Below are 25,098 nucleotides of genomic sequence, written 5' to 3'. Positions count from 1 at the left end.
AGGGATTCCGCGAGGCATGTCATCGTCGGATCCGCCGAATGTCACCCCCACGCATCCTGCTCTCGTGACACTTGGCCCCCGGCAGTCTTCCGCCCTGTATTCCGAGGATCCGGTGCTCGCGACGTGCCTGGTCGACGCTCTGGTGCAGCCTGAGGATTTCAGGCGCGACTCGGACGTTGTTTATCGCGATGAGGCACTGGTGTTGCGGCACCCGGCGATGAGGCTCGTGTGGGAGATGAATGGTGACTCTGGTCTCCTTTACGAGAGTGAACCACTGCCGAGGCCGGACCCGGACGGCTGGAATGGTGATCGTGTGAATGGACCGCCGCAGGTGAGCGATCGCTACGTCGTCTTCTACACGAATGACACACCCGAGGTTGCGTCCCCGTGGCAGATCTGGGCCTGGGACAGGCTTCACCCGCATGAGCCGCCCTGGGAGATCGGGGCGCTACCTGATGGCACGGAGATGAGTGGATTCGTCTCTCCGCAGCTCCGGGGCTCGCAGGTCGTCTGGAGCCAGCCCTCGAAGGACCACCCAGGCGAGATCGTGCTGTACGACCTCGATAAGCGACTCGGTCGAGTTCTCGCGGCGGGCGTGGTGTACGCCCCCCAGCTCTTGGATGATCACACCGTTGTGTGGCAGGCGCTCCACCCCGCACGCGAGTATTTCACCACGCTCACGGGTGTTGATCTCTCCACGGGCGCGAGCTGGTCTATTCCGCATGAGTTGGCCGATATCGACATGGGCTATTCGGGATATGTTGCGACTGGTGGACTCTACGTGCTGACCCGTGATCCGGGCGACGGGGGCGCATCCGGTACCTATGGTCTCGTGATCTGGCGCCCTGGATGGCCGGCTGCGATCGAAATCGAGGCAACCGAGCAGAGCGCGTTCCTCAGTGGCGCGTCACAGCTAGTCCAGGACGATCTGTTCACGTACCTGGTCTGGGAAGGTGACTACTACACCGTGCGGGTGATCAACACGAGAACCGGCGTGATTCACGAGGTATATCGGGATTGGGCCGTGCCGCGTTTCGTTGGCGGCTCGCTGCGCCTAATGCGTCTGCTCGACCGAGAGACTTTGGCCACCGGCAGTGTGGAGATTCCGGCATCCGAGTTCGACTCAACAGTGTGCGGCTGACACGTGGTTCTTCGTCATAGTTATACGCGTGGTGACTACCCTGGGCGGATCGTGGCTACCTGTATTGAGCGCGCTGCGGCACGCGTCAGGTCCGAGGCGCCGGTCTCCTGACACTGCTTGTGGCGTTGTCTGCGTGCCAATCGGGTGAACTTCCTGGGCCAGGTCAGGGGTGCGTGGCCTCGAAACCGCGGGGGAATCTCACCCTCACGTGCCACCAGCCGCCGTCACGATCCAGGGTGCATGTCCCCCGGAGCAGGCCGTCGCGCTCCTCGATGCCGATGAGGCCCAGCCTTCGTGGGTTGACCTTCCTGGCGAGCGTGCGGTTGCTGAGCACGGCCAGGAGGTCGCCGCCGTCGTCGGTGACGGAGAGCTGGCACAGCGTTCCGGCGGGGGCGTGCTTGAACATGTTGGTGGTGGCCTCGACGGTGACCTTCGTCAGCGTCGCGGCACGGGCCGGGCTGAGGGGCCCCACGCGCACCTCGGTGGCTGCCATGAAACCGTGTGCGCGCAGGCGCTCTGCCTGCTCCTCCACGGCGGCCTCGAGCGTGTCCGCATCCGCGAAGGGACCGACGAACGACGGCGAGGCGCCGTCCTCATGCTCGCGCAGCGGCGACAGCAGTTGCCGGCGGTCGTGCGCGGACGAGGAACACTCGTCGGCGATCACGGCGAGCTCCTCGGGGATGGGGGGTGACGCGTCCGGGTGCATGGCGAGCACGTGCGCGCGCATCGCGGCGTGCGAAAACGTCTGTGCGACGGTGTCGTGCAGGTCCCTGGTTGATCCGACGGTGACGTTAGGCCCCCACGAGGAACACCTCGCCCACGATCAGGACGCAACGGCGCAGCCGCGGAGGAACCGGGCACGTTGGTCGACTCCCCGATCAACTTTCGGGCATCGCCAGGAGCCCGGAACGGCTGACGGCCGCCCGGAACCGCACTAGCCTCGGGGGCAGGACCCTTGCACCGACCCGGGGAGGCGACGATGCCCACGTTCATGACCGCCGATGGCCTCAGCCTGCACTACACCGACAGCGGGGGCGGCGGCCGTCCGCTCGTCCTGGTCCATGGCTGGCCGCTGTCCGGGGAGGCCTTCTCCGGCAACACGGCGGCCTTCGTCGCGGCCGGGCACCGAGTGATCACCTACGACCGTCGCGGCTTCGGCGCCTCCGACAAGCCGGAGGGCGGCTTCGGCTACGACGTGCTCACCGATGACCTCGCCGCCCTCATCCAGCACCTGGACCTGCGCGACGCCGTCCTGCTCGGATTCTCGATGGGAGGCGGGGAGGTGGCCCGCTACTTCACGCGCCACAGCCACGAGAGGATCGCCGGAGCAATCTTCTCGGGCTCTATCACGCCCGCGCTCTGCATCACGGAGGACAACCCTGACGGCGCCATGCCGATCGACGGGTTCCAGGGCATGGCCGATCAGTGCGCCCAGGACCGGGACACGTTCCTCGACCAGTTCATCACCTGGTTCTACAGCACCGCCGACGGCGGGCTGCAGGTGGACGAGGGCACCCGCCTCCGGGCGCTGGCCATCGCGAAGCAGTCTGACCCGCGCGCCGCCGTAGAGACGATCCTGCTGTGGGCAACGGACCTGCGCGACGATTGTCGAGCCATCGACGTCCCCACCCTTGTCATCCACGGCGACGGCGACATCAACGTGCCGCTGGAGAAGTCCAGCCGCCGCATGGGCGAGTTCGTGCCGGGCTCCGAACTCGTGGTCCTCGAGGGGGCTCCGCACGGCGCCAACGATTCCCACGCCGCCCTCTGGCAGGGTGCCGTCCTGGACTTCCTGGCTCGCCTGTAAGGGCGCAGGGGCCCGGGCGGTAGGCTCGCCCGGTGCGCGATCACAGGGCTGGCCTGAGCTACGGGCTCGCGGCCTACGGGCTGTGGGGCCTCTTCCCGCTGTACTTCCAGTTCTTCGGCCGCTCGGGTCCGTTCGAGGTGGTGGCCCACCGCGCGCTGTGGTCCCTGGGCTTCTGCCTGATCCTGCTGACGGCGCTGCGGCAGTGGGGTCACCTGCGTGCCGTGTTCGCCGACCGGCGGACCGCCGCCTCCCTGGCGCTGGCGGGCGTGCTCATCGTCGTGAACTGGACCACCTACGTGTTCGCGGTGATGACGGAGCGGACGCTGGAGACCGCGCTGGGCTACTTCATCAACCCGCTTGCCGTGGCGGCGCTGGCCATCGTCGTCCTCGGCGAGCGCCTGCGCCGGCTGCAGTGGCTGGCGATGGCGTTCGGCGCGGCCTCCGTGGCGGTGATGGTGGTGGGCTACGGCCAGTTCCCCTGGATCGCCCTGACACTGGCCGGCTCCTTCGGCGTCTACTCGCTGGTCAAGAAACTCGCCGGCCGTTCCGTAGGCGCCCTCCCCGGGCTGGCGATCGAGACAGCCGCGGTGGCGCCGGTGGCCGTGGTCTACCTCGCGGTGCTCACTACGACGGGCGCGTCCACCGCGACGGGCGGGTACGGGGTGCTTCTGGCCACCACAGGCATCGTCACCGCAGTCCCGCTGCTGCTGTTCGCGGCCGCCGCCAGGCGGGTCTCGATGGTCACCATCGCCATCCTGCAGTACCTGGCCCCCATCGGGCAGTTCCTGCTGGGCTGGCTGGTGTTCGACGAGCCGATGCCGGCGGCGCGCTGGGCGGGATTCACTCTGGTGTGGGCGGCGGTGGCGCTCTTCGTCGCCGACGCCCTGCTGCAGACGAGGCCCTGGGGCGCGAAGAAGGGCTGGCGCTAGTGGAAGTAGCGCCAGCCCGACCGGTCAAGCATACACGCCCTCAGCGCTCCAGCCCCCACTCGTGCGCCGGGGCCGCGCGCACGCAGCGCCGGAGCCCGGTTTGCCCTGAGGGCACAACGCAGGGAGACTAACAAGGTGCTACAGGTCAAGGACATCGAGGTGCGCGCGGGCGCGAGGCTGCTGCTGTCACCGGTGTCCTTCCAGGTCATCGCTGGTGACAGGATCGGTCTGGTGGGCCGCAACGGTGCCGGGAAGACCACGCTGACGCGGATCCTCGCGGGCGAATCGTTGCCCGCCGGTGGGGCCGTGACGCGCGCCGGCCAACTGGGCTACCTTCCGCAGGACCCACGCTCGGGGGATCCCGAGCAGATCGCCCGGGACCGGATCCTGGGCGCCCGAGGCTTGGATCAGGTGATCCATCGGATGCGACGCGCCGAGGAGGCGATGGGCAGCCACAGCGAATCCGTCCGCGAGGAGGCCATGGCCGCCTATACCCACGCCGAGGCGGCGCTGATGGCCGCGGGCGGATACGCCGCCGAGGCGGACGCGGCGCGGATCGCCGCCAATCTCGGTCTGGCGGACCGCGTGCTGGGCCAGCCCCTCAAGACGCTGTCCGGCGGGCAGCGCCGACGCATCGAACTGGCGCGCATCCTGTTCTCCGACGCGGAGACCCTGCTCCTCGACGAGCCCACCAACCACCTCGACGCCGATTCCGTGGTCTGGCTGCGCAGCTACCTCCAGGCCTTCCCCGGCGGCCTGATCATCATCTCCCACGACACCGAGCTGCTCGACGCCGTGGTCAACAAGGTCTACCACCTGGACGCCAACCGCGCCGAGCTGGACATCTACTCCATGAACTGGAAGCGCTACCTGCTGCAGCGCGAGACGGACGAGAAGCGACGCAAGCGGGAGCTGGCCAACGCCGAGCGCAAGGCCACCCAGCTGATGGCCCAGGCGGACAAGATGCGCGCCAAGGCCACCAAGGCCGTCGCGGCGCAGAACATGGCGAAGCGGGCCGAGAAGCTCATGGCCGGTGTCGAGGGCGAGCGCCGTGTCGACGCGGTGGCGAAGATCCGCTTCCCGGAGCCGGCCCCGTGCGGCAAGACCCCCCTGCGCGGTCACGACCTCAGCAAGTCCTACGGTTCACTTGAGGTCTTCACGGCCGTCGATCTGGCCATCGACAAGGGCTCCAAGGTGGTCATCCTCGGCCTGAACGGCGCCGGCAAGACCACCATGCTGCGTCTCCTGGCGGGCATGGAGGAGCCCTCGTCTGGCGAGGTGGAGCACGGCCACGGCGCCAAGCTCGGCTACTACGCTCAGGAGCACGAGACGCTCGACGTCAAGCGCAGCGTGCTGGACAACATGAAGAGCGCTTCACCCAACCTCAACGACACCGAGGTGCGCAAGGTCCTGGGTTCGTTCCTGTTCACCGGAGACGACGTGGAGAAGCCGGCCGGAGTGCTGTCCGGCGGCGAGAAGACCAGGCTGGCGCTCGCCATGCTCGTGGTGTCCGCGGCCAACGTGCTCCTGCTCGACGAGCCCACCAACAACCTGGACCCCGCGTCTCGCGGCGAGGTGCTCAACGCCATCCGCACCTACGCGGGTGCGGTGATCCTCGTGACGCACGACCCGGGGGCGGTCGAGGCATTGGAGCCCGACCGGGTTCTCGTCATGCCGGACGGCGTCGAGGACCTGTGGAGCGACGAGTACCAGGAGTTGATCGACCTCGCCTGACGGACGCCCGGAGGCTCCCTCGACGGGCGGAGCTGGCCTGCGAGGGGTTCCGCAGGTTCCTGAGGCTCTGATGTCCTGCGTCAGAACACGCGGCTGACGGTCGCCTCCCACGGCTCCATCACGGCCGAGCGGGCGCCTCCCATCACCGGCACGATCCTGCCGCCGACGTGCGGCCGGGGCCGCTGCCTGGCAGAGGTGTTGCACTCGATGAGGAACACCTCGTCGCCGAGCTTGCGGTAGTAGGCGAAGTAGAACTTGTGGTGCGGATGCACCCACTTCAACGCCCCGATGGTCAGGGCGCGGTGGTTGCGGCGCAGCTGGATCAGCGCCTTGTGCCAGGCATAGACCGAATCCGGGTCCGCCACCTGTTCCTCGGCAGAGAAGCCCTCCTCCGCGTCGGTGCCCACCAGCCACGGCGTACCGTCGCTGAACCCCCCGTCGGGGGTCCACCTCATCGGGACCCGCGAGTGGTCCCGCGAGCCCGCCAGGATCTGAGCCCACGCCTCGTCGTCGGCCATCCCACGGTCCACCAGGGCCTGGTGCCGGTTGATGGACTCCACGTCGCGCAGCTGCCCGACCTCGACGAACGTCTGGTTGATGGCGGCCAGTTCCTGGCCCTGGTAGAGGAAGGGCGTGCCGCGCATGGTCAGCTGGATGGTGGCCAGCATCTTGCCGATGGACGTCCGCACCGCGGGGTCCCTCTCGAGACCCATGCCGAACTTGCTCAGCATCCTGGGGTTGTCGTGGTTGTCCAGGAACACCGCGATCCAGTCGTTGGGCGAGAGGTGCGAATCGTAGGCGCGGTAGAACCTCTTGAGGTAGTAGAGGTGATACCGGTAGGAGTCCCAGCGCACGTGCCCGGGATTGTCGAGCACGTCGAAGTTGAAGATGAGATCCAGCTCGCCGCGGCCGTACCCGCTGAGCAGCCGCCCCAGCTCCATCCCGATGCCGGGCGTCTCACCCACCATCACCCCGATCATGTCCGGGGGCAGCGGGTCGGCGAGGGTGCCGTCAGGGAGCCGACGGCGGGGCGAGGACACCGGCCGCTCCCGCCGGGTGAACCCGTCGCGCCGCAGTCCGCGGAGGAACTCGTGCAGGCGGGGTCCGTAGAAGTAGTGTTCGACGCCGACGAATTCCAGCACCTTCCCGATGAACGGGTGACCGTCCGGCAGGCCCGGTTTCTTGGAGATGTAGTTGATCACGTCCAGGCGGAACCCGTCGATGCCGCGCTGCATCCAGTAGCGCACGATGTCGGCCACCTCGTCGCGGACCTCCTCGTTGTCCCAGTTGAGGTCCACCTGCCCGTCGGCGAACAGGTGCAGCACCCAGCGCTGCGCCTCGGGGATCCACTTCCAGCCCGGCCCGGAGAAGAACGAGGTCCAGTTGTTCGGGGGGGTGTCCGGGTCGCCCTCCACCATGAAGTAGTAGCCGCCGTAGCGACCCTCGGGATCCGCGACCGCCTTCTGGAACCACTCGTGCTCGGCGGAGGTGTGGTTGACCACGAGGTCGAGGATCAGCCGCATGCCGCGCTCGTGGCAGGCCTCGATGAGCTGGTCGACGTCCTCGAGAGTGCCCATCTCCTCGTTGACGTCGCGATAGTCGCTGACGTCGTAGCCCATGTCCTCGTTGGGGGACCTGAAGATGGGGGAGAGCCACACGCAGTCGACGCCGAGGTCCTGGAGGTAGTCCAGCTTGCTGATCACGCCCTGGATGTCGCCCACCCCGTCGCCCGACGCGTCCCGGAAGGATCGGGGATAGATCTGGTAGAACACGGCCTCGCGCCACCACGGGGTGGGGTGTGGGGCGATACCGTGCAGGGGACGGTCACGCTCCGAGTTGACCAGGTCCAGGACTACGTCGAGCATGCCTGGGCCGGTCAGCGGCTCCACGAGCCGCTCGACCCACTTCAGCCGCATCCACTCGATGGTGTAGACCAGGCGCCTCGGCAGCCCGGTCTGCAGCAGGAGCTTGTCGATGATGTCCCGGCCCACCGGGTGGCGGTAGAGCTGGCGGACGGTGTGGCTCTTAGTCAGCAGCCTCGTTGACACGGGCGTTCCTCTCGGACAGGTCATCCACGACGGTGGCGTAGAACTCCTCATGCAGCCGGTACTTCGCGCGGAGGACGACATAGCTCACGATGATCAGGATGAGGGGAAGGACGAGCATCGCGAGGCGCAGGATGGTGAGCCCCTCGCCGGTGACGTCCTCCGGTGTGCGGGCCACGTCGATGCCGGACCAGATGAGCGTGGCGCCGACGACGGCGCTGGCGACGGCGTTGCTCAGCTTGTAGATGAACGGCTGCAGGGAGAACGTGACGGACTCGTTGCGCCGCCCCAGCTTCCACTCGCCGTATTCGACGGAGTCGGCGATGAACATCACCATCAGCAGCTGGATGGCGCCCTGCCCGGCGAACAGCAGCACCCCGGCCACACCCACCAGGAGGAGCGAGGTGCCGGAGACGAGGAAGACGAGGTAGCCGGCCACGCACATGAGCGTGGCGAGCAGGTGGATCCTGGAGCGGCGAAGCACCTTGGACACCAGGGGGAACAGGGCCAGCGCTGCGATCTGGGACACGCCGAGGACGGCCGCGAAGATCGAGTAGGCGCCCTCGTCGAGGAAGTAGTACTTGAAGTAGTACAGCCCGAAGGATGCGGTGGTGAGGTAGCCCGCCATGAACGACACCATGGCCAGCGTCACCCACAGCAGCTGGTCGTTGCCCGCGATGACCGAGAACAGCTCGCGCAGCGGCGTGGTCTCCCGGTGCCCGGCCACACGCTCCCGGGTGAACAGCAGCGTCAGCGTCTGGAACGCCAGCATGACCACGACGAGGCCGACAGCCAGCGCGAACCAGGCAGTTCTGGCGTCGCCGAACACGCTGCTCAGCCAGCCGGTGAGGGGAACCAGCGCCACCACGATGGCGAACAGACCGACGTTGGCGGCTATGCGCGCCACCACGCCGATCTTCTCGCGCTCCTTCTGGTCCTGCGTCAGTGACGGCAACATGGACCAGTAGGAGATGTCGTTGATGGTGTAGGCCACCTCGTAGACCAGGTAGACGGCCGTGAACAGCACCACGTACGCCCAGCCGTCGATGCCGAGATCGGCGAACATCAGCAGGCTGGCCGCCCCCCACAGCACGGCGCCGACGAGGATCCAGGGCTTGAACTTGCCCCACCGGCTGCGGGTGTTGTCCACCACGACGCCCATGACCGGGTCGTTGACGGCGTCGAAGACGCGCATCACCACGAGGATCACGGTGACGGCGGCCAGCTGTGCGCCGGACACGTCGAGCACCTCGGTGAGGTAGAACATGAGGTACAGCGACACCAGCGCCGCGAGCATGTCGCGGCCGAGGGTGCCGAGTCCGAAACCCCAGCGCGTCGCGGTCATGCGAACACAGTAGGACCTGCGCCGGTCATCGGGGGCGGGTGAGGGTGAGGACAGTGACCGCCAGGCGCGTCGACGCCGGGGCGGTGGAAGGGGGCGGGCCGTGGAAGGCGTTGGGTCCCATGGCGATGAGATCCGCCACCTCAGCGGCGGTCAGGTCCAGTGGCGCGGTGAGGGTCTCCGGGCGGTCCATGTCCCAGCCGGGCAGCGACGCCGCGACCGTCTCGGCCTTGTCCGCGGCCACGCCCAGAAGCCCGTAGTGGGCGCGGACGTCGGCGAGGTGGGCGGCTGTGGGGACCGCCACGACGAGGCGCCCGCCGGGTGCGAGGACGCGTTCGAACTCGGACGGGTTGCGGGGGGCGAACACGCAGAGCACGGCGTCGGCGACGCCGTCGCGGAGGGGGAGCCCGGCCCAGGTGTCGGCGACGATCGACATGGCCCTGTGATGGGCCCGCGCGGCGCGTTTCGCGGCCGCCACGGAGACGTCGGTGGCCAGCCCTTCGGCGTCGGGGTGTGCGTCCAGCGCCCGGGCCAGGTAGTGCCCCGTTCCCGCGCCCACCTCGATGATCCGCAGGGCGCCGTCGAGCCGGGCCGCGACGGCGTCGGCGAGGGGCGCGTAGTGGCCGGCGGCGAGGAAGCGGGCGCGGGCGTCGAGCATCCGGGGGGTGTCGGCGTTGGCGGGAGCCGCCCGGCCGAGCAGGTTGGCGTACCCCTGGCGTGCGACGTCGAAGGCGTGGCCGGTGGAGCAGCGCAGCGCTCCGTCGCCGCGGGTGAGCGGCTCCGCGCAGTGCGGGCAGCGCAGCCAGTCGAACCCGCTCACCGGGAGGGGTGCGCCGGGCGTGGGGGCGCGACACCGGGCGGGGACTGCTCCCTCCTCCGGTCGCGGAGGTCTGCTCGGACGAGGACCACCATGCCCACCACGCCGATGACGGTGAACGCGAACCACTGCAGGGCGTAGCTCAGGTGGGGCCCCTCGTTCAGGTCGGGCTCGGCCAGGGTCCGCAGCACGTCCGTCTCCGCGGGCGTCGACTCGATCAGCGCCACGTACCCGTCGACGAGGTCCTCGCCCATCGCGGCGCCGAGGGCGTCGGAACTGATCAGCCGGATCTGGTCCTCGTGCGGCGTCATGGCGCCCTCGTCACCGCGCTCGTTGCGGCGCACGAATCCGGTGACGGTCACCTCGCCCGGCGGCGGGGCCGGGAGCACGCCGTCGGGATAGCCGGGCTGCCGCACGAGGAAGCCCCTGTTGACCAGGAGGAGGTCGCCCTCGTTGGTCCGGAGGACGGCCACCGCCTCGCTGCCGTACGCGCCGTCGAGCGAGCGGTAGCGCACCTGGAACTGTTCCGGCTCGTAGCTGCCCGTGGCGGTGACGCGGTACCACTGGTCCGCGTCGGTGATGGGGCCGGTCATCACCTCGGTGTAGTGAGCGACGGGGAGGTCGCGGTGCGCCTCGACGACCGCGTTGTTCGCGCGCCGCTCGTCGAGGCGCCGCAACTGCCATTGGCCGAGCATGACGAAGACGGTGGCCAGGATCGCGGCGAACACGCCCATCGCGATCCAGCGCCTGACCTGCCTGCTCACTCAGTCCTCCTCAACGGTGCCGCGCACCACGTCTCCGCCGGTGATGGCAGGGTGAGTCACATCCGGCTCGTCGGCCGGGACCACGGGCGGCGGCCTGTGGTCCGCGCTGTTGGCGAACAGCACGGCGAACGCCGGCAGGAGCGCCGCGGCACCCAGGGCCGCCACTTTCCACCATCCCGGAACGACGAGGAACAGCAGGAAGCATGCGGTCCGCACGCCCATGGTGATGAGGTAGCGCCGCTGTCGTTCCTCCAGGTCCAGGGACCGGCCGCGACCCGCGCTGGTGATCAGCGTCGCGTCGCGATCCTTGGCCATGGCCGCCAGCATAGTCCGCGCTCCGCGGCGGCCCCGCCGCAGCGGGGCGGCTTAAGGTAGGTTGCTCCCGTGGCTGAATCAAGAGTCGTCCTCGTCACCGGAGGATCCAAGGGCATCGGCAGAGCGATCGCCGAGGCGTTCCGCGACGCCGGCTACCGTGTCGCGGCAACCTATCGATCGGGCGGCGTCCCAGACGGCGTGCTCGGCGTGACCTGTGACATCACTGACCAGGGGCAGGTGGATCAGGCGTTCGCGCAGGTGGAGGCGGAACTTGGCCCCGTCGAGATCCTCGTCGCCAACGCAGGCGTCACCAGGGACACCCTCCTCATGCGCATGTCCGACGAGGACTGGCAGTCCGTGATCGACACAAACCTCACCGGCACCTTCCGCGTGGTTCGCCGCGCCAGCCGCCCCATGATGCGCGGCCGCTTCGGCCGGATCATCCTCATCTCGTCCGTGGTGGGCCTGCTCGGCTCGCCGGGCCAGATCAACTACTCGTCGTCGAAGTCGGCGCTCGTGGGCATGGCGCGCAGCCTCACCCGCGAGATCGGAACCCGCAACGTCACCACCAACGTGATCGCACCCGGGTTCATCGAGACGGACATGACCGCAGTGCTGCCCGCGGACACCATCGCGGACTACACCAAGCGGATCCCCGCGGGCCGGTTGGGCAGCGTCGACGACGTGGCCCAGGCCGCACTATTCCTGGCCGGCGAGCACGCCGGCTACATCTCCGGCGCCGTCATCCCTGTTGACGGCGGCCTCGGCATGGGTCACTGAGAAAGGACCGTCGATGGGTCTCCTCGAAGGTAAGAACATCCTGGTCACCGGCGTGACCATGCGCACCTCCATCGCCTACGCGGTGGCGGAGATCGCGCAGCGCGAGGGCGCCAGGATCGTGGTCTCAGCGGCCGGGCGCGCCATCGGCCCAGCCCAGCGGGCCATCTCCAAGCTGGACCCGGTGCCGCCGCTCATCGAGCTGGACGTCACGGACCCGGAGCACCTCGCCGCGCTCCCGGGCGTGCTGGCGGAGCACTTCGAGGGCGGCCTCGACGGCATCGTGCACTCGATCGCCTACGCCCACCCGGAGAAGGCCCTGGGAGGCGCGTTCCTCACCACCGACTGGGAGACGGTCGGGGCAGCCCTGCACATCTCCGCCTATTCGCTGCAGTCCCTCACCATGGCCTGCAAGCCGCTGCTGAACCGCGGCGCCAGTGTGGTGGGCCTCACCTTCGACGCCCGGATCAGCTGGCCCACCTACGACTGGATGGGTGTGGCGAAGGCCGCGCTGGAGTCCACCTCGCGCTACCTGGCCCGCTACCTCGGCCCGGACGGCATCCGCTGCAACCTGGTGGCGGCCGGTCCGTTGGACACCGTGGCCAAGAAGGCCATTCCCGGGGCCGGGTCGTTCAACGACACCTGGTCGACGCGTTCGCCGCTGCCCTGGGACACCTCGGACGCCGTCCCGTCGGCCAAGGCCGTCGTCGCGCTCCTCAGCGACTGGTTCCCGGCCACCACCGGCGAGATGATCCACGTCGACGGCGGGCTGCATTCCACCGGAGCCTGACCGCACGCCTGCAGTCGACCGCTGTCAGCGTCCGGTAGGTTGGGGGCATGGCAGCGGTGGCAGAACTTGCGGGTGTGTCGATCAGGCGTGGCGGCGCCACTCTCCTGGACGACGTGAGCCTGGTCATCGGCGAGTCGGACCGCTGGGTCGTCATCGGCCCCAACGGCGCCGGTAAGACCACCCTGCTGCAACTCCTGTCCGCCCAGCTGCATCCCAGCGACGGGATCGTGGGGATCCTCGGGGAGGTGGTGGGCACCGTCGACGTCTTCGAGCTGCGGCCGCGCATCGGCCTGACCTCCTCGGCGCTCGCGGACCGTATCCCCGCGGAAGAGCTCGTGCGCGACGTGGTGCTGTCGGCCGCCTACGCCATCGTCGGACGCTGGCGTGAGGACTACGACGAGTACGACATCACGCAGGCGGACCAGCTGCTCGGCTCGCTCCGGGTGAGCCAGCTGCGGGACCGCACCTTCGGCACCCTCAGCGAGGGGGAGCGCAAGCGCGTGCAGATCGCGCGGGCGCTCATGACGGACCCGGAGCTACTGCTCCTGGACGAACCTGCCGGCGGCCTGGATCTCGCCGGCCGGGAGGCGCTGGTCGACACGCTCTCGGACCTGTGCCAGGACCCCGACTCCCCGGCCACGGTCCTGGTGACCCACCACGTGGAGGAGATCCCAGAGGGCATCACCCACTGTCTCCTGATGCGCGACGGCCGCGTGGTCGCCGACGGCCCGCTGCGCAGCACCCTCACCGACGAGAACCTCAGCCGCACGTTCGACATGCCCCTGCAGGTCACCCACGACGGCGTGCGCTGGAGCGCGAGGAGCCGTCGGTGAACGAGTTCCTCGACTGGGTCCGCGCCAACCTCTGGGCCGGCTGGGGGATCCTCGCGGCGCTGCTCGCCACCGCCGAGCTGCTCACCATGGACCTGACGCTCCTCATGCTGGCCTCGGGGGCCCTCGCAGGTGGGGTGACCGCCCTGATCATCCCGGGGCTCGTCTGGCTCCAGGTCCTCGTCGCGCTCACCACCGCCGTGCTGACGCTGTTCCTGCTACGTCCCACGCTGCTGGAGCGCGTCCGAAGGGCACCCGGGTACCGCTCGTCGCTGGACAAGCTGGTGGGTGCCTCGGGCCGCGCGCTCGGCGAGATCACCGGCAGGAGCGGCGAGGTCAAGGTGGAGGGCCAGATCTGGGAGGCCCGCTCGTTCGACCCGTCGGTGGTCATCGATGCCGGCGAGGAGATCGAGGTCTACGGTCTCGATGGCATCACCCTGATCGTCTATCCCGCACGTCGACAACTCGACAGCTAGGAGAAAGCAATGCCCGACATCACTGTCTGGGTGCTCGTCGCCCTGGCCATCCTCATCGTCATGATGCTGGCCGCCACCCTCAAGATCATCCGCCAGCAGCAGGTCGCGCTGGTGGAGCGCCTCGGCAAGTTCCGCAAGGCGCTGGAACCCGGCCCGCACCTGGTGGTGCCGTTCTTCGACCAGGTCCGCTACACGCTGGACATGCGCGAGCAGGTGGTCCCGTTCCCGCCGCAGGGGGTCATCACCGAGGACAACCTCATGGTGAGCATCGACTCGGTCATCTACTTCCAGATCGTGGACCCGGTGCGTGCCGCCTACGAGGCGCAGAACTACCGCGCCGCCATCGAGCAGCTCACCATGACCACGTTGCGCAACATCATCGGGGGCATGGACCTGGAGGCAGCGTTGACCTCCCGCGAGGAGATCAACCAGCGGCTCCGCATGGTCCTGGACGAGGCCACCGGCAAGTGGGGCATCAAGGTCAACCGGGTGGAGCTGCGCGCCATCGAGCCGCCGCCCACCATCCGCGACGCCATGGAGAAGGGCGCCCGCGCCGAGCGCGACAAGCGGGCATCGATCCTCATCGCCGAAGGCCAGCGCCAGTCCCAGATCCTCTCGGCCGGGGGTGACCGCGAGGCCGCCATCCTGCGCGCCCAAGGCGACAGGGAGGCCGCCGTGCTGCGCGCCCAGGCGGACAGGCAGGCGCAGATGCTGCGCTCCGAGGGCGAGGCCCAGGCCATCACCCGCGTGTTCAACGCCATCCACGCCGCCGAGCCGGACCAGGCGCTGCTCGCCTACCAGTACATGCAGATGCTGCCGAAGTTGGCCTCCGGGGATTCGAACAAGGTATGGATCATCCCGAGCGAACTCAACGATGCGCTCAAGGGCCTCGGCCAGGTGACCGACGCGCAGGGCATCCGCGAGTACGTGTCCCAGGCGGCGCAGAAGTTCGAGGCGCCAGCCATGGTGGACGTGCAGGCGGAGATCGAGGCTCAGGCCGAGCGAGACCGGCAGCGGTCGTCGGAGACGGTCGAGCAGGCCATCGCCGACGCCCAGGCGCTGGATGCGGGCCGAGCGGCGTCGCGCCGGGCCCATCGGGCCAGCCAGTCGATCTCCAGGTCACGCGCCAGGGAGGAGCAGCGCCAGCTGTCCGCCGGCGAGCATCTGCTGGAGGACCACGTCGACGAGCCGGCGCCGGTCAGCGATGAGGGCGAGGGCCAGCCTCACCCGTTCGGGCCCCCGGCCTGACCTTCGCGCAGTCTCGTGGCCAGCACCGAGCTGGCCAGGAGCTGTGCCTGGTGGAAGAGCATCAGGGGGATCACCAGTACGCCGACGGTGGCCCCGGGAAACAGGACGCTGGCCATGGGGACCCCCGTGGCCAGCGACTTCTTGGTGCCGCAGAACATCAGGGCGATCCGATCCTCGCGCGGGAAGCCCAGCCACCCGCCCAACGCCCACGTGAACCAGAACATGAGGGCCAGGAGGGCCAGTGCCAGGGGGATCAGCAGCGCGAGGTCCCGCCATCCGATCTCGCGCCACACGCCGGAGACGCGCAGCTCGGAGAAGGCGCCGTAGACGATGAGCATGATCACTGCCTGATCCAGGAGCTTGAGCCGCTTCCGGTGCGTCGCCATGAAGCCGGCGGTCACCACCCTGGACAGCTGCCCGAGGACGAAGGGCAGCAGGAGCTGCAGCACCACGCCCCACACCTGCTCGAAGCCGATGGATCCGCCGCTGGCCGTCGGGATGAAGGCCATCGCCAGCAGCGGGGTGATCACCACGCCCAGCACGTTCGACGCGGTGGCCGACACCATCGCCGCCGCCACGTTCCCGCCGGCCAGGGAGGTGAAGGTGATCGACGACTGCACCGTCGACGGCACCAGGCACAGGAAGATCAGCCCCACCCGGATGGGCGCCGACAGCACCGAGTCCGGAATCGCGAGGACGGGGAGGGCGAGCACGGGAAACACCACGAACGTGGTGCTGAGGATGGCCAGGTGGAGTTTCCAGTTCCTGATCCCGGAGCGGGTCTCCGCCGCGGAGAGGCGTGCGCCGTAGCCGAAGAACAGCACGAAGATGCCGACGCGCGTCACCACGTCGAGGACCTCGGCGGGGCGGCCGCTGACCGGCAGGAGCAGGCCCAGCGCGAGCGTGGCGAGAATGATGACCAGGATCGGGTCGACCTTCAGTTTCACTGGTGCGCCTCCAGCCGGGCGGGCAGGACCCCGCGCACGGCGTTGGTGACGACGATGGCGTCGGCGCGGCGAAGCTCGGCCACCGTCAGGGGGTGTTCGTGGACGGCCGCGGCGCCGAGGAGTCCTGGATCGGCCAGGACGGCGGCCCGCTGCACGCCGTCGAGCACCCCGAGGTCGAGCGGCGGCGTGACCCAGCGCCCGTCCAGGTGCGCGAACACCGAGGTGCGGCCGCCCTCCAGCACACGACCGGCGTCGTCGAACCCGATGGTGTCGAATGCGCCCACCGCGTCGGCGTCACTGATGGCCTCGTCGTACAGCGCGCGGGCGGACGTCTTGTGCCGGGCCAGAGGGCCCGGGACCCAGGGGTGGTCGGCCAGCCGGACGAGCACGTCCGAGACGACGTCATCCAGGGACGTGCGCGCAACGCTGAAGGAGCCGTCGGGCGACACGTCGACGGCGACGCGCCACCGGCCGGCGGGGGTGGCGCGGACGGCCTCGTCGATCACGCCACCGACGGCCGCGAAACCCAGCTCGCGGGCGGAGGCGCTCAGTCGAGCCTGGTGGCGCTGACCGAGCGTCGCGGTGTGGTCGACGACCCGCAGGGTCTCCTTGAGGGTGACGGTGGGCTCGAGTGTCGCGACGAAGGCTGCCTTCGCGAGGCATTCGGCCCACTCCGCGTCGGCGGTGCTGTCGGCCACCACGCCCGAGCCGATACCGAGCCGGACCGCCCCCTCGGCGTCGATCTCGAGCGTGCGGATGGCGATGCTGAGGTGCATCCGCCAGCCGAGGTCGTCGTCGGAGGGCTCCAGGAGTCCGAGGCTGCCGGTGTACAGGCCGCGACCCTCGCGCTCCACATTCCGGATCAGCCGCATGCTCGCCAGCTTGGGCGCCCCGGTGATCGACCCGCACGGGAAGGTCGCCGCGAGGAGGCCTGACGGCGTGGTGCCCGGGACCAGCCGCCCGCTGACGGTGCTGGTCATCTGCCACAGGCCACCCACGCGCTCCACCTCGAACAGCCGCGACACTCCGACGGTGCCCGGCACCGCCACGCGGCTGAGGTCGTTGCGGAGCAGGTCGACGATCATGAGGTTCTCGGCGCGGTTCTTGGGGTCGTCGCGCAGGGCTGAGGCGTCGGTGGCGGCGGGGGCGGTGCCCTTCATCGGCCGCGCCACGGCCGTGCCGCCCTCGACGTGCATGAACAGCTCCGGGGAGAGGCTCAGCGTCCAGGGCGCGGCGGGGGGCGGCAGGTGCGCCAACACCCGGTAGGCCACGGGCTGGCGCTCGCGCAGCCGGGCGTAGAGGGCCTCGGGGGAACCGACGAGGCGGCCGGTCACCCGGTGGGTGTAGTTGGCCTGGTAGCTGGTGCCGGCCGCGATGGCCTCCTGCACGTCGGCCACCCGGGCCGAGAAGTGGGCGAAGTCGACGTCGTGGGCCACGTCGGCGAGCCAGGCGTGCGCATCCGCGGGCAGGACGGCGAGGGGGTCGGCGGCGGCGCGGTCGGTGAACCAGTACAGGGCGCCGTGCCCCTCGTCGCGCAGGCCTGCGATCGCCTCGCCGAACTCGTAGGGCAGCCAGGCGAAGCAGTGCAGGCCCTCGGCCCATCCGGTGGCCAGCGCGGCGTCCACGGTGCCGAGGGTGACAGGTGTGACGCGCCGCAACCCCGTCAGCAGGGTCGCGCTGCCACGACGGGCGTCGTCGAGCAGCACGAACGGGTCCATGGCCGCAAGGCTATCCCGATCGTCCGCAGGGCGGTCCGGCGGTATCGTCGGTGCGTGCTGATCGACGTCACCGACCCCTCAGATCCGCGGCTGGCGGACTTCGTCGGACTCCGGGACGCGCAGTTGCGCCGCGGCGACGGCGCACGTTTCATCGCCGAGGGCGTCAAGATCATCGAGCGGGCCTTCGCTGCCGGGTGTGCGCCCCGGTCGCTCCTGCTGCAACCGCGGTGGCTGTCCGGGGTGCGGCACCTCCTCGACGACTGGCCGGACACGCCGGTGTACGTGGCCACGGAGGCGCTGATCGAGCGCGTCAGCGGCTTCCACGTCCACCGCGGCGCGCTGGGCTCGTTCGGCCGGCCGGCGGAGGCGTCGTGGGACTCGATCGCCGGGGCCGGCCGCGTGATCGTGTGTGAGGAGATCGTCGACCACGCCAACATCGGGGCGATCGTGCGCGTGGCGGCGGGCCTGGGGTGGGACGCGGTGCTCGTCTCACCCGGCAGCGCCGACCCGCTCTACCGCCGCGCCATCAAGGCCTCCATGGGGGCGTCGCTGACGTTACCGTGGCGACGGATGTCCTCGGACGAGGACCTGGACCGGCTCCGCGCGGCCGGATTCGCCCTCGTGGCCTCCACCCTCTCGCCCGGCGCCGTCGATCTCGCCTCCTTCGATGCGCCGGAGCGGGTGGCCCTGCTTCTGGGTACCGAGGGTCGCGGCCTGAGCGCCGCGTGGCTGTCGGCGGCGGACCACCACGTCACCATCCCTATGACCCCGGCCGTGGACTCGCTCAACGTGGCGACCGCCGCCGCGATCCTGGCCTATCGGCTGGCCCCGTGACACACTGCGACGATGGAGCGCATCGTCAGGCGGTGCGTGGCTGTCGTCCTGATGGTCACGCTGTCGGGCTGCGCTGAACCAGGGTTCCCCCGTGACCCTGACGGGACGCTCGAGCGGGCGCGCGGCGGGCCGCTGCTGGTGGGGGTCTCCGATCACCCACCGTTCACCGAGGTGTCCGACGACGGAAGGGTGGGCGGGGACGAGGCCGAGATCATCGAGGCCTACGCCGACAGCATCGGAGCCACCGTCGAGTGGCGCGAGGGGGCCGAGAGCGAGCTGATGGAGTTGGTGAAGCTCGGGCAGCTGGACCTCGTCATCGGGGGCCTGGCATCCGACTCGCCGTGGTCCACCCACGCCGCCTTCACCCGCCCGCACACGAGAACGATCGGATCCGACGGCAAGGCGGAGAAGCTCGTGTTCGCCGTCAGGATGGGGGAGAATGCGCTGTTGACCAACCTGGAGCGTTTCCTCATCGCGGAGGGGCACCAGGCATGACCAGCGTGACGCCGTCGGCCCTGCCCCCCGAACAGTCCGCCCTGCTGCACAAGGCGATCCGACTGGAGTGGATCTCCCTGGTGGTGATGGGGGTCATCATCGCGGCGGTCGGGATGGTGGCGGGTCAGTCGCAGGCCATGCGCACCGCCTTCGTGGAGGATTCGCTCGCACTGCTCCCGCCGATCGCGTTCCTCATCGGAGTGCGACGCGCCGCACGGCCACGCAGCCCCGAGCATCCCTACGGGCATCATCGGGCGATCGCCGCCGGGCACCTGGTCTCGGCTGTCGCGCTGCTGACCTTCGGGCTCTCGCTGCTCTACAACGGCGCATCCGGCCTCGTCACGGGGGCGCGGCCTCCCGTCGGTGCCGTCATGCTGCTGGGCCAGACCCTCTGGTCCGGCTGGCTGATGATCGTCGTCATGACGCTGAGCGCCATCCCGCCCGTGATCCTCGGACGGATGAAGCTGAAGCTGGCCGAGAAGCTGCACGACAAGGTGCTCGCCGCGGACGCGGACATGCTGAAGGCAGACTGGCAGACGGGACTTGCCACCGTCGCCGGTGTGGTGGGCATCGGGTTCGGGTTGTGGTGGGCGGACTCGCTGGCCGCGGTCCTCGTCTCGACCAGCATCGTCAAGGACGGCGTCACCAACCTCCGTGGCGCCGTCGCCGCCCTCCTCGACGCGAGGGCGACGCCGATCGAATCCCAGGACCCGCACCCGGTGATCGCGAAGCTGCGCGAGGCCGCGCTGCGCACCGACTGGGTGGCCGAGGCGGCCGTGCGGACCCGGGACATGGGCCACGTGTTCCACAGCGAGGTCTTCGTCGTCCCTGTCGAGGGGGCGTCCCTCTCGGTCGGTCGGGTCGAGGAACTGCGCCAACGGTGCTGCGACGTGGACTGGAAGGCGATCGACACTGTGGTGGTGGTCACCGACGAGATCCCCCACGGGCTGTCCGCGCTGGATCGCACCCCGTCCTGAGGAGACGCGCCGGGCCGGCCCCCCGGAGGAGGACCGGCCCGGCGATGCCTGCGGATCAGGGCCGGCCGAGGCCCTTGCCGGGCTTGGGTTCGGTCAGGTCGAGTCCCACGAGGACCGGGTCGTGGTCGGAGGATCGGTAGGGGTCGGCGGCCCACAGCTGCTCCTCGAGGGGCTGCTTGAAGGTCATGTCGTAGTCGAACAGGTCCGACTCGTCGGCGTTGATGTGCCAGGCCGCGGTGCCCGTGACCATCGCCGAGAGGGCGGCGTTGGACAACGCGTAGTCGAGGTAGCCGACCATGCCGTCGAAGACGTAGGTGTAGGCGCCCGCGCCCTCGTACTGCTTGAGCAGGTCGGTGTAGCCGGCGTCGACGAACGCGTCGATCGGGGCCTCGTGGTCGTAGCTGTTGAGGTCGCCGATCACCAGGGTCCGTGCCTCGCCCACGCCGGTGGGGTCGGCGGCGAGCCACTCGGTCATCCGCTCCACCGCGCCCAGGCGCGTGAGGTTGCAGTTGCCGGAGCCGTCGCCGGTGTCGGGATCGCCGACGGCGTTGCAGTTGGAGCCCTTCGACTTGAGGTGGTTGACCGCGACATTGACCTTCTCCGGGGACCGCACCTGCTTGAAGGTCTGCACGATGGTGGGTCGGTTGAGGTCGTCACCGTAGTCCAGCGCGGCCCATTCGCCGACGGGCTGGACCGTCGAAGGCTTGTAGATGAGGGCCTGGATGATGGCGTCCGTGCCCACGACGCCGGTGTTGACGGCACGGTAGGTGTCGGCGCCGAGGTGGGCGTTGAGGGCGGTGACGAGGTTCTCCACGGCGGTGCCGTTGTTCTCGATCTCCATGAGCCCCACGACGTCGGCGTCCATCTCCGCGAGCGCGGCCACGATCTTGGCCTGCTGGCGCTCGAACTCCTCCACGGTGTCCGCGCCGCGGGCGCTGCTGTCTTCAGACCTCAGAGTCGTGAAGTAGTTGAGCACGTTCATGGACGCGACGGTGATGTCGCCGCCCACCTCGGGCACCTCCGGGCGCGGGTTGGCGGCCGTGTGATCGGCCCCCTGCGTCGGCTGGATCTTCCATGCGCCGAAGTTGTAGCTGAGGACGCCGGTGATGTTGCCCACCACGTCGCCACCGCGGAAGTAGTTCCCGGCCGAGAACTCCTCGCCGTTGGGGTGGATGGCAGGGGTCGGATTCTGGGACGTGCGCCCGTCGTCGACGGTGATCCGGTTGGCCAGGTTCACGGCCCGCAGGTTACTCGCGGCGTTTCCCGGCTCGACGACTGCGGTGGGGGTGTGCTGGCGGGACGTGCCGTAGACGATCTCGCCGAAGCGGTCGTAGTTGAAGTACTCGATGATGGTGAGCTCATCGGGGAAGGTGACCAGCATCGACTCACGGCTCTCCGGGGCGGTGAGTGGTAGGCCGAGCTCGAGCGGTGTGACGGTCCTGCCGGTGGCGATGGTCTCGAGGGTGCCCTGCCGGATCTGGGTCTGGCCGTTGAATTCGCTCACCCCACCGGTGACGCGGACCTCGGTGCCGACGGGGACGGTGTCGGCGCCGGGGGCGTAGACGAAGAGGCCGTCGCTGGTGGTGTCGTCGTCGTCGCCGTCGTCCTGGATGAAGTAGCCGTTGAATCCGCCGGTCTGGAAGTTGCCCGTCACCACACCCTCGACGGTCACCTCCGTGCCCGCGTAGGGCGAGGTGTTCGTCGATCCCTGCACGGCGCCGATCTTCAGCACCTCAGGTGCCGGAGGCTCGGCGGGGGGCGTGGCGCCCCCGCAGCCGAATGTGCCGAGAATCGAGAGATCATCCTGGGCGTACGCGACCCACTGGGCCGTGGGGTCGAACGCGTCCGACGGCACTGTGTCGACGACACACGCGCTGCGCTTCAGGGAGCGGTTGGCCGTGGAGAGGTCGCCGCTGATCCATGCTGTTCCCGGATCGTTGCCCGTCTGTCCGAAGGAGTCGACGACTGCGCCGTCCTTGACCAGCTGGATCGCGTCGTCGCCGTTCCAGAGTCCGCTGGCGGTCTGGTCTGCCAGTGCGAGAAGCACCTCGGACGCGGCGCTGTCCACGAGGTGGCGGTAGCCTCCCGGCTCGAGCGTGCCGGTCATCGACCAGGTGTAGTTCGGCGTCGTGCGGCCGTTGGAGAACAGCAGGACCTGGTAGCCGGCCAGGGCGACGGGTGAGCCCGTGGGGTTGTAGATCTCCAGCGCCTTGTTCGAGCTGCTGCCCTCGATGTAGGCGCTGATCATCAACGTGTCGGGCGTGTCGGCGGTGGCCGGCTGCGGCGCCGCGGCCAGCAGGCCGGTGGCCAGCGCCGTGGCGGCGCCGATGGCCGTGAGGCGGGTTCTCATATGCATGGGCGTCTCTCTCGTCGTCGAAGCAACTTCTCGAGAGACTAGGCGACCCATCTGAACCTGAGTAGGCCCTTTGGTGAACGTCAGGTGAACCAGCTCACGGTGGTGGCGTTACTCCGCCGCGACGGGAGTGGCGTGTGGGGCCTTCGGTGAGACCGGCCAGTCGTCCGGGTAGCGCCACGCCAATTCCGCCACCTTCGCGTCGAGTTGGCGGCGTGCGCGCGCCGACAGCCTGTCGCCGAACACGGTTCCGTTGAGGTGGTCCGTCTCGTGCTGGAGGCAGCGGGCCAGGAGGCCGGTGCCCTGCACCTCGATCTGGCGTCCCCACGGGTCCTGCCCCACGCAGCGCGCCTTGTCCGGCCTGGCCAGCTGGGCGTAGCCCCCCGGGAACGACAGGCAGCCCTCATCGGCCGCCTCGAGCTGCCGGTCGACGCCCTCCGGGACGGTGATCACGGGGTTGCAGACCACCCCCACCTGGACCACGTCGTCGGCATCCGGGCACTGGTAGATGAACACCGAGAGACCGACGCCCACCTGCGTGGCGGCCAGGCCGACGCCGTCGGAGGCGCGCATGGTGGCGAACATGTCACGGATGAGGGTGTGCAACTCCTCACCGAACTCGGTCACCGGTGCGGTCTTCTCGTGCATGACCGGTTCGCCCCACCGCGTCATCGGCCGCACGGAGCCGCCCTGGGTGAGATCGTCCTGCGCCATGTTTCCTCCACTTGTCGAGCAGGCAGTTTCCGGCTGCCCAGTATGCCGCACGGGTGTCGTGCCGTGGCCTGGCCGGTCCGTGCGCGACACTGGCGGGCATGGAGCTCCCCCCGGGCTGGTCCGCCGTGCTGGACGAGTACTCGACGCATCTGCGCGTCGATCGCGGGCTGTCGGCGCACACGGTCCGCGCCTACGAGACCGACCTGCGGGACCTGGCGCGCTTCGTCGACGTGGAGGTCCGGCGGGTCACGCTGCCGCGTCTCCGGGGGTGGTTGGCGCTCATGGCCGACGAGGGCCACGCGTCCGCGACGGTGCAGCGCAGGGTGGCCTGCGTGCGCGGCTTCTTCGCATGGGCGCAGAAGGAAGGTCTCGTGGCCGACGACCCCGCCGCGCGGCTGAAGGCACCCAAGCGGCAGAGACGGCTCCCGACGGTGGTGGCGGCAGGCGCCGTCGAGGTCAGCCTGGCCAGCGCCGAGCAGCGGGCGGGCGAGGAGGACGATCCCCTCGCGAGGCGGGACCTCGCTCTAGTGGAGGTGCTCTACTCCAGCGGGCTGCGGGTCTCCGAGTTGTGCGGACTGCTCCTGCGGGATGTGGACCGTGAACGCAGCTCGCTGAGGGTCCTGGGGAAGGGGGGTAAGGAGCGCACGGTCCCGCTGGGGCTCCCGGCACTGCGCGCCATCGACGCCTGGCTGGAGGTGCGCCCGCACGTGGCGACCGACGCGAGCCCTGACACCGTGTTCCTGGGTGCCCGCGGGGGAGTCCTGGACCCGCGGGTGGCGCGACGTGTGGTGCACGCCACCACCTCCGCGGCCGGTCCCGGGGCGGACGTCGGCCCGCACGGACTGCGCCACGCGATGGCGACGCACCTCATCGACGGCGGCGCCGATCTGCGCAGCGTCCAGGAGATGCTCGGCCACGCGTCTGTGGCCACGACCCAGATCTACACCCACGTCTCCTCCGAACGCCTGCGCCAGGCGTACCGGCAGGCGCACCCCCGCGCCTGAGAGCGCGCGCCGGCTACTCCAGGGACAGGGGGTCCAGCAGGGCACCGTCGCGCCACGCCATCCAGTGGAGGTGGCACCCGGTGGACAGTCCGGTGGTGCCGACGCGCCCGATACGCTCCCCGGCCCGGACCCGCCGGCCCTCCCGCACGTCGAGCCCCGGAAGATGCGTATAGGCCATGACCAGCCCGCCGCCGTGGTCGATCCGGACCCGGTAGCCGTACGAGACGTGGAAGGAGGCGTCCACCACCAGCCCCGGCAACGTGGCGACGACGGCGGTGCCGCATGCAGCAGCGATGTCCACCCCGTCGTGCAGTCTCATCTCGCCCGAGACCGGGTGGCGGCGCATGCCGAACGGCGACGACACGGGGCCGCGCACCGGCCGCGATCCCACTGCGGCGACGTGGGCGGCGGAGAGTTGCGGAACGGCGGACGGCCTCGCGCCTGCAGGTAGGAGCCGGATCACCGGGACGCTCAGGTACGCAGTGGGGTCCAGGTAGGATCCTCCGTCGGTCAGGCCCCAGTGCAGGCACGACGATCCGGCGCAGTGCCCCGCCTCGAGCGTGCCGATCCGGTCACCTGTCGCGACGACGTCGCCCTTCCGCACCCCGGGTATCACGGGCTGGTAGGTGGTGCGCCAGCCGTTGCCGTGGTCCACTGAGACTGTGCCGCGGCCGGCCACGTGGCCGGCGAAAAACACACGGCCGGCCGCAGCCGCCAGCACCTCGGAACCGACGTCACCCGCGAGATCGACGCCCCGGTGACCGGCGGCGTAGGGGGACGGCGGCGCGTCGAACCCGCGCAGCACGCGGCCGCCCAGCGGAGGCTCGAGCAGGAAGCCGCCCTCGGCCGAGGCGGTGAGCGGGGTGAGGGTCAGCGTGAGCAGGACCCCGAGGGACAGGAGGAGGGCGCGCATGTCACCTTGATCGCCCGCCGGCCGGTGCGTTTCCCACGTGGATCCCCGGCTGTGGAGAAGGGTGGTGTTTGTGGCGCTGCGCCGGACTGTCTAAGATGAGCTCCGCAACCCTTGTGGGTTGACATCGC

General features: G+C 69.7%; 24 protein-coding genes. 13 read left to right on the top strand and 11 right to left on the bottom strand.

What is annotated here, in order from left to right:
* Positions 1-64 precede the first annotated feature (64 nt).
* Positions 65-1,141, top strand: a complete 1,077-nt coding sequence (locus ACX1D0_RS06545; RefSeq protein WP_459020069.1) for a hypothetical protein — start codon at positions 65-67, stop codon at positions 1,139-1,141.
* 163 nt (positions 1,142-1,304) lie between these two features.
* Here the strand turns inward: ACX1D0_RS06545 and ACX1D0_RS06540 are convergent, their stop codons facing one another.
* Positions 1,305-1,907 carry a sensor histidine kinase gene (locus ACX1D0_RS06540; RefSeq protein ID WP_459020406.1) on the bottom strand — a complete coding sequence of 201 codons (603 nt, stop codon included), beginning with the start codon at positions 1,905-1,907 and terminating at the stop codon, positions 1,305-1,307.
* 213 nt (positions 1,908-2,120) lie between these two features.
* On the opposite strand from ACX1D0_RS06540, the gene ACX1D0_RS06535 reads away from it, so the two are divergent.
* The 3 genes from ACX1D0_RS06535 (at position 2,121) to ACX1D0_RS06525 (ending at position 5,611) form a co-directional block, all read left to right on the top strand.
* Entirely contained in the window at positions 2,121-2,948 is an 828-nt protein-coding gene (locus ACX1D0_RS06535) for an alpha/beta fold hydrolase (RefSeq protein WP_459020068.1), read from the top strand.
* A 32-nt stretch (positions 2,949-2,980) separates the two neighbouring features.
* A complete protein-coding gene (gene rarD / locus ACX1D0_RS06530) occupies positions 2,981-3,877 on the top strand; it encodes an EamA family transporter RarD (protein ID WP_459020067.1) in 897 nt (298 codons plus the stop codon).
* A gap of 135 nt (positions 3,878-4,012) precedes the next feature.
* Positions 4,013-5,611, top strand: coding sequence for an ABC-F family ATP-binding cassette domain-containing protein (locus ACX1D0_RS06525; protein ID WP_459020066.1), 1,599 nt, complete (start codon positions 4,013-4,015; stop codon positions 5,609-5,611).
* 80 nt (positions 5,612-5,691) lie between these two features.
* On the opposite strand, the gene ACX1D0_RS06520 is transcribed toward ACX1D0_RS06525, so the two are convergent.
* The 5 genes from ACX1D0_RS06520 to ACX1D0_RS06500 are packed head-to-tail and all read right to left on the bottom strand — an operon-like array spanning position 5,692 to position 10,894.
* Positions 5,692-7,659 carry an alpha-glucosidase gene (locus ACX1D0_RS06520; protein ID WP_459020065.1) on the bottom strand — a complete coding sequence of 656 codons (1,968 nt, stop codon included), beginning with the start codon at positions 7,657-7,659 and terminating at the stop codon, positions 5,692-5,694.
* Positions 7,637-9,001: a glycoside-pentoside-hexuronide (GPH):cation symporter gene (locus tag ACX1D0_RS06515; RefSeq protein ID WP_459020064.1), complete on the bottom strand. Its 1,365-nt coding sequence runs from the start codon at positions 8,999-9,001 to the stop codon at positions 7,637-7,639. The genes ACX1D0_RS06520 and ACX1D0_RS06515 overlap by 23 nt, the downstream gene beginning before the upstream one ends.
* 25 nt (positions 9,002-9,026) lie before the next feature.
* On the bottom strand, positions 9,027-9,818 hold the full coding sequence (locus ACX1D0_RS06510; protein ID WP_459020063.1) for a putative RNA methyltransferase: 792 nt from the start codon (positions 9,816-9,818) through the stop codon (positions 9,027-9,029).
* Complete coding sequence (locus ACX1D0_RS06505) at positions 9,815-10,579, bottom strand: SURF1 family cytochrome oxidase biogenesis protein (protein WP_459020062.1); 765 nt, start codon at positions 10,577-10,579, stop codon at positions 9,815-9,817. Before ACX1D0_RS06505 ends, ACX1D0_RS06510 begins: the two co-directional genes overlap by 4 nt.
* Entirely contained in the window at positions 10,580-10,894 is a 315-nt protein-coding gene (locus ACX1D0_RS06500) for a DUF3099 domain-containing protein (RefSeq protein ID WP_459020061.1), read from the bottom strand.
* Between the two features lie 69 nt (positions 10,895-10,963).
* Between ACX1D0_RS06500 and ACX1D0_RS06495 the strand changes: the two genes are divergently transcribed.
* Genes ACX1D0_RS06495 through ACX1D0_RS06475 form a run of 5 tightly spaced genes read left to right on the top strand, consistent with a single transcriptional unit; the run spans position 10,964 to position 15,015 of the window.
* Positions 10,964-11,674: a beta-ketoacyl-ACP reductase gene (locus ACX1D0_RS06495; protein ID WP_459020060.1), complete on the top strand. Its 711-nt coding sequence runs from the start codon at positions 10,964-10,966 to the stop codon at positions 11,672-11,674.
* A 13-nt stretch (positions 11,675-11,687) separates the two neighbouring features.
* Positions 11,688-12,461, top strand: a complete 774-nt coding sequence (fabI, locus tag ACX1D0_RS06490; RefSeq protein ID WP_459020059.1) for an enoyl-ACP reductase FabI — start codon at positions 11,688-11,690, stop codon at positions 12,459-12,461.
* A 47-nt stretch (positions 12,462-12,508) separates the two neighbouring features.
* Positions 12,509-13,294: an ABC transporter ATP-binding protein gene (locus tag ACX1D0_RS06485; RefSeq protein WP_459020058.1), complete on the top strand. Its 786-nt coding sequence runs from the start codon at positions 12,509-12,511 to the stop codon at positions 13,292-13,294.
* A complete protein-coding gene (locus ACX1D0_RS06480) occupies positions 13,291-13,767 on the top strand; it encodes an NfeD family protein (protein WP_459020057.1) in 477 nt (158 codons plus the stop codon). Before ACX1D0_RS06485 ends, ACX1D0_RS06480 begins: the two co-directional genes overlap by 4 nt.
* 60 nt (positions 13,768-13,827) lie before the next feature.
* On the top strand, positions 13,828-15,015 hold the full coding sequence (locus tag ACX1D0_RS06475; RefSeq protein WP_459020405.1) for an SPFH domain-containing protein: 1,188 nt from the start codon (positions 13,828-13,830) through the stop codon (positions 15,013-15,015).
* Here ACX1D0_RS06475 and ACX1D0_RS06470 read toward each other — a convergent pair.
* Positions 14,991-15,962, bottom strand: a complete 972-nt coding sequence (locus ACX1D0_RS06470) for a bile acid:sodium symporter family protein (protein ID WP_459020056.1) — start codon at positions 15,960-15,962, stop codon at positions 14,991-14,993. The genes ACX1D0_RS06475 and ACX1D0_RS06470 overlap by 25 nt on opposite strands.
* Positions 15,959-17,680: a chorismate-binding protein gene (locus tag ACX1D0_RS06465; RefSeq protein ID WP_459020055.1), complete on the bottom strand. Its 1,722-nt coding sequence runs from the start codon at positions 17,678-17,680 to the stop codon at positions 15,959-15,961. Before ACX1D0_RS06465 ends, ACX1D0_RS06470 begins: the two co-directional genes overlap by 4 nt.
* 54 nt (positions 17,681-17,734) lie before the next feature.
* Between ACX1D0_RS06465 and ACX1D0_RS06460 the strand changes: the two genes are divergently transcribed.
* Genes ACX1D0_RS06460 through ACX1D0_RS06450 form a run of 3 tightly spaced genes read left to right on the top strand, consistent with a single transcriptional unit; the run spans position 17,735 to position 19,986 of the window.
* On the top strand, positions 17,735-18,514 hold the full coding sequence (locus tag ACX1D0_RS06460; RefSeq protein WP_459020054.1) for a TrmH family RNA methyltransferase: 780 nt from the start codon (positions 17,735-17,737) through the stop codon (positions 18,512-18,514).
* A gap of 12 nt (positions 18,515-18,526) precedes the next feature.
* Positions 18,527-19,009: a transporter substrate-binding domain-containing protein gene (locus tag ACX1D0_RS06455; RefSeq protein ID WP_459020053.1), complete on the top strand. Its 483-nt coding sequence runs from the start codon at positions 18,527-18,529 to the stop codon at positions 19,007-19,009.
* Positions 19,006-19,986: a cation diffusion facilitator family transporter gene (locus ACX1D0_RS06450; RefSeq protein ID WP_459020052.1), complete on the top strand. Its 981-nt coding sequence runs from the start codon at positions 19,006-19,008 to the stop codon at positions 19,984-19,986. Before ACX1D0_RS06455 ends, ACX1D0_RS06450 begins: the two co-directional genes overlap by 4 nt.
* A 55-nt stretch (positions 19,987-20,041) precedes the next feature.
* Here the strand turns inward: ACX1D0_RS06450 and ACX1D0_RS06445 are convergent, their stop codons facing one another.
* Together ACX1D0_RS06445 and def are read right to left on the bottom strand one after the other, a co-directional pair.
* Positions 20,042-22,342: an ExeM/NucH family extracellular endonuclease gene (locus tag ACX1D0_RS06445; RefSeq protein WP_459020051.1), complete on the bottom strand. Its 2,301-nt coding sequence runs from the start codon at positions 22,340-22,342 to the stop codon at positions 20,042-20,044.
* Positions 22,343-22,450: 108 nt separating this feature from the next.
* Complete coding sequence (def, locus tag ACX1D0_RS06440; RefSeq protein WP_459020050.1) at positions 22,451-23,053, bottom strand: peptide deformylase; 603 nt, start codon at positions 23,051-23,053, stop codon at positions 22,451-22,453.
* Positions 23,054-23,151: 98 nt separating this feature from the next.
* Here def and ACX1D0_RS06435 point away from each other — a divergent pair, with 98 nt between their 5' ends.
* Complete coding sequence (locus ACX1D0_RS06435; RefSeq protein WP_459020049.1) at positions 23,152-24,057, top strand: tyrosine recombinase XerC; 906 nt, start codon at positions 23,152-23,154, stop codon at positions 24,055-24,057.
* A gap of 13 nt (positions 24,058-24,070) precedes the next feature.
* Here ACX1D0_RS06435 and ACX1D0_RS06430 read toward each other — a convergent pair whose 3' ends face one another.
* Positions 24,071-24,970, bottom strand: coding sequence for a M23 family metallopeptidase (locus ACX1D0_RS06430; protein ID WP_459020048.1), 900 nt, complete (start codon positions 24,968-24,970; stop codon positions 24,071-24,073).
* Positions 24,971-25,098 lie beyond the last annotated feature (128 nt).

The sequence above is a fragment of the Tessaracoccus pujii genome (assembly GCF_054483895.1).
Note: the sequence above shows the minus strand (reverse complement) of the source record. Positions and strands in the feature narration are given on the sequence as shown.

What these genes read in the sequence shown, in the direction of transcription:
- ACX1D0_RS06435 (WP_459020049.1), top strand. Translation starts at nt 23,152, where the DNA reads ATGGAGCTCCCCCCGGGCTGGTCCGCCGTGCTGGACGAGTACTCGACG.
- ACX1D0_RS06465 (WP_459020055.1), bottom strand. Translation starts at nt 17,680, where the DNA reads ATGGACCCGTTCGTGCTGCTCGACGACGCCCGTCGTGGCAGCGCGACC.
- ACX1D0_RS06535 (WP_459020068.1), top strand. Translation starts at nt 2,121, where the DNA reads ATGCCCACGTTCATGACCGCCGATGGCCTCAGCCTGCACTACACCGAC.
- ACX1D0_RS06515 (WP_459020064.1), bottom strand. Translation starts at nt 9,001, where the DNA reads ATGACCGCGACGCGCTGGGGTTTCGGACTCGGCACCCTCGGCCGCGAC.
- def (WP_459020050.1), bottom strand. Translation starts at nt 23,053, where the DNA reads ATGGCGCAGGACGATCTCACCCAGGGCGGCTCCGTGCGGCCGATGACG.
- ACX1D0_RS06450 (WP_459020052.1), top strand. Translation starts at nt 19,006, where the DNA reads ATGACCAGCGTGACGCCGTCGGCCCTGCCCCCCGAACAGTCCGCCCTG.
- ACX1D0_RS06485 (WP_459020058.1), top strand. Translation starts at nt 12,509, where the DNA reads ATGGCAGCGGTGGCAGAACTTGCGGGTGTGTCGATCAGGCGTGGCGGC.
- ACX1D0_RS06430 (WP_459020048.1), bottom strand. Translation starts at nt 24,970, where the DNA reads ATGCGCGCCCTCCTCCTGTCCCTCGGGGTCCTGCTCACGCTGACCCTC.
- ACX1D0_RS06500 (WP_459020061.1), bottom strand. Translation starts at nt 10,894, where the DNA reads ATGGCCAAGGATCGCGACGCGACGCTGATCACCAGCGCGGGTCGCGGC.
- ACX1D0_RS06445 (WP_459020051.1), bottom strand. Translation starts at nt 22,342, where the DNA reads ATGCATATGAGAACCCGCCTCACGGCCATCGGCGCCGCCACGGCGCTG.
- ACX1D0_RS06455 (WP_459020053.1), top strand. Translation starts at nt 18,527, where the DNA reads ATGGAGCGCATCGTCAGGCGGTGCGTGGCTGTCGTCCTGATGGTCACG.
- fabI (WP_459020059.1), top strand. Translation starts at nt 11,688, where the DNA reads ATGGGTCTCCTCGAAGGTAAGAACATCCTGGTCACCGGCGTGACCATG.
- ACX1D0_RS06475 (WP_459020405.1), top strand. Translation starts at nt 13,828, where the DNA reads ATGATGCTGGCCGCCACCCTCAAGATCATCCGCCAGCAGCAGGTCGCG.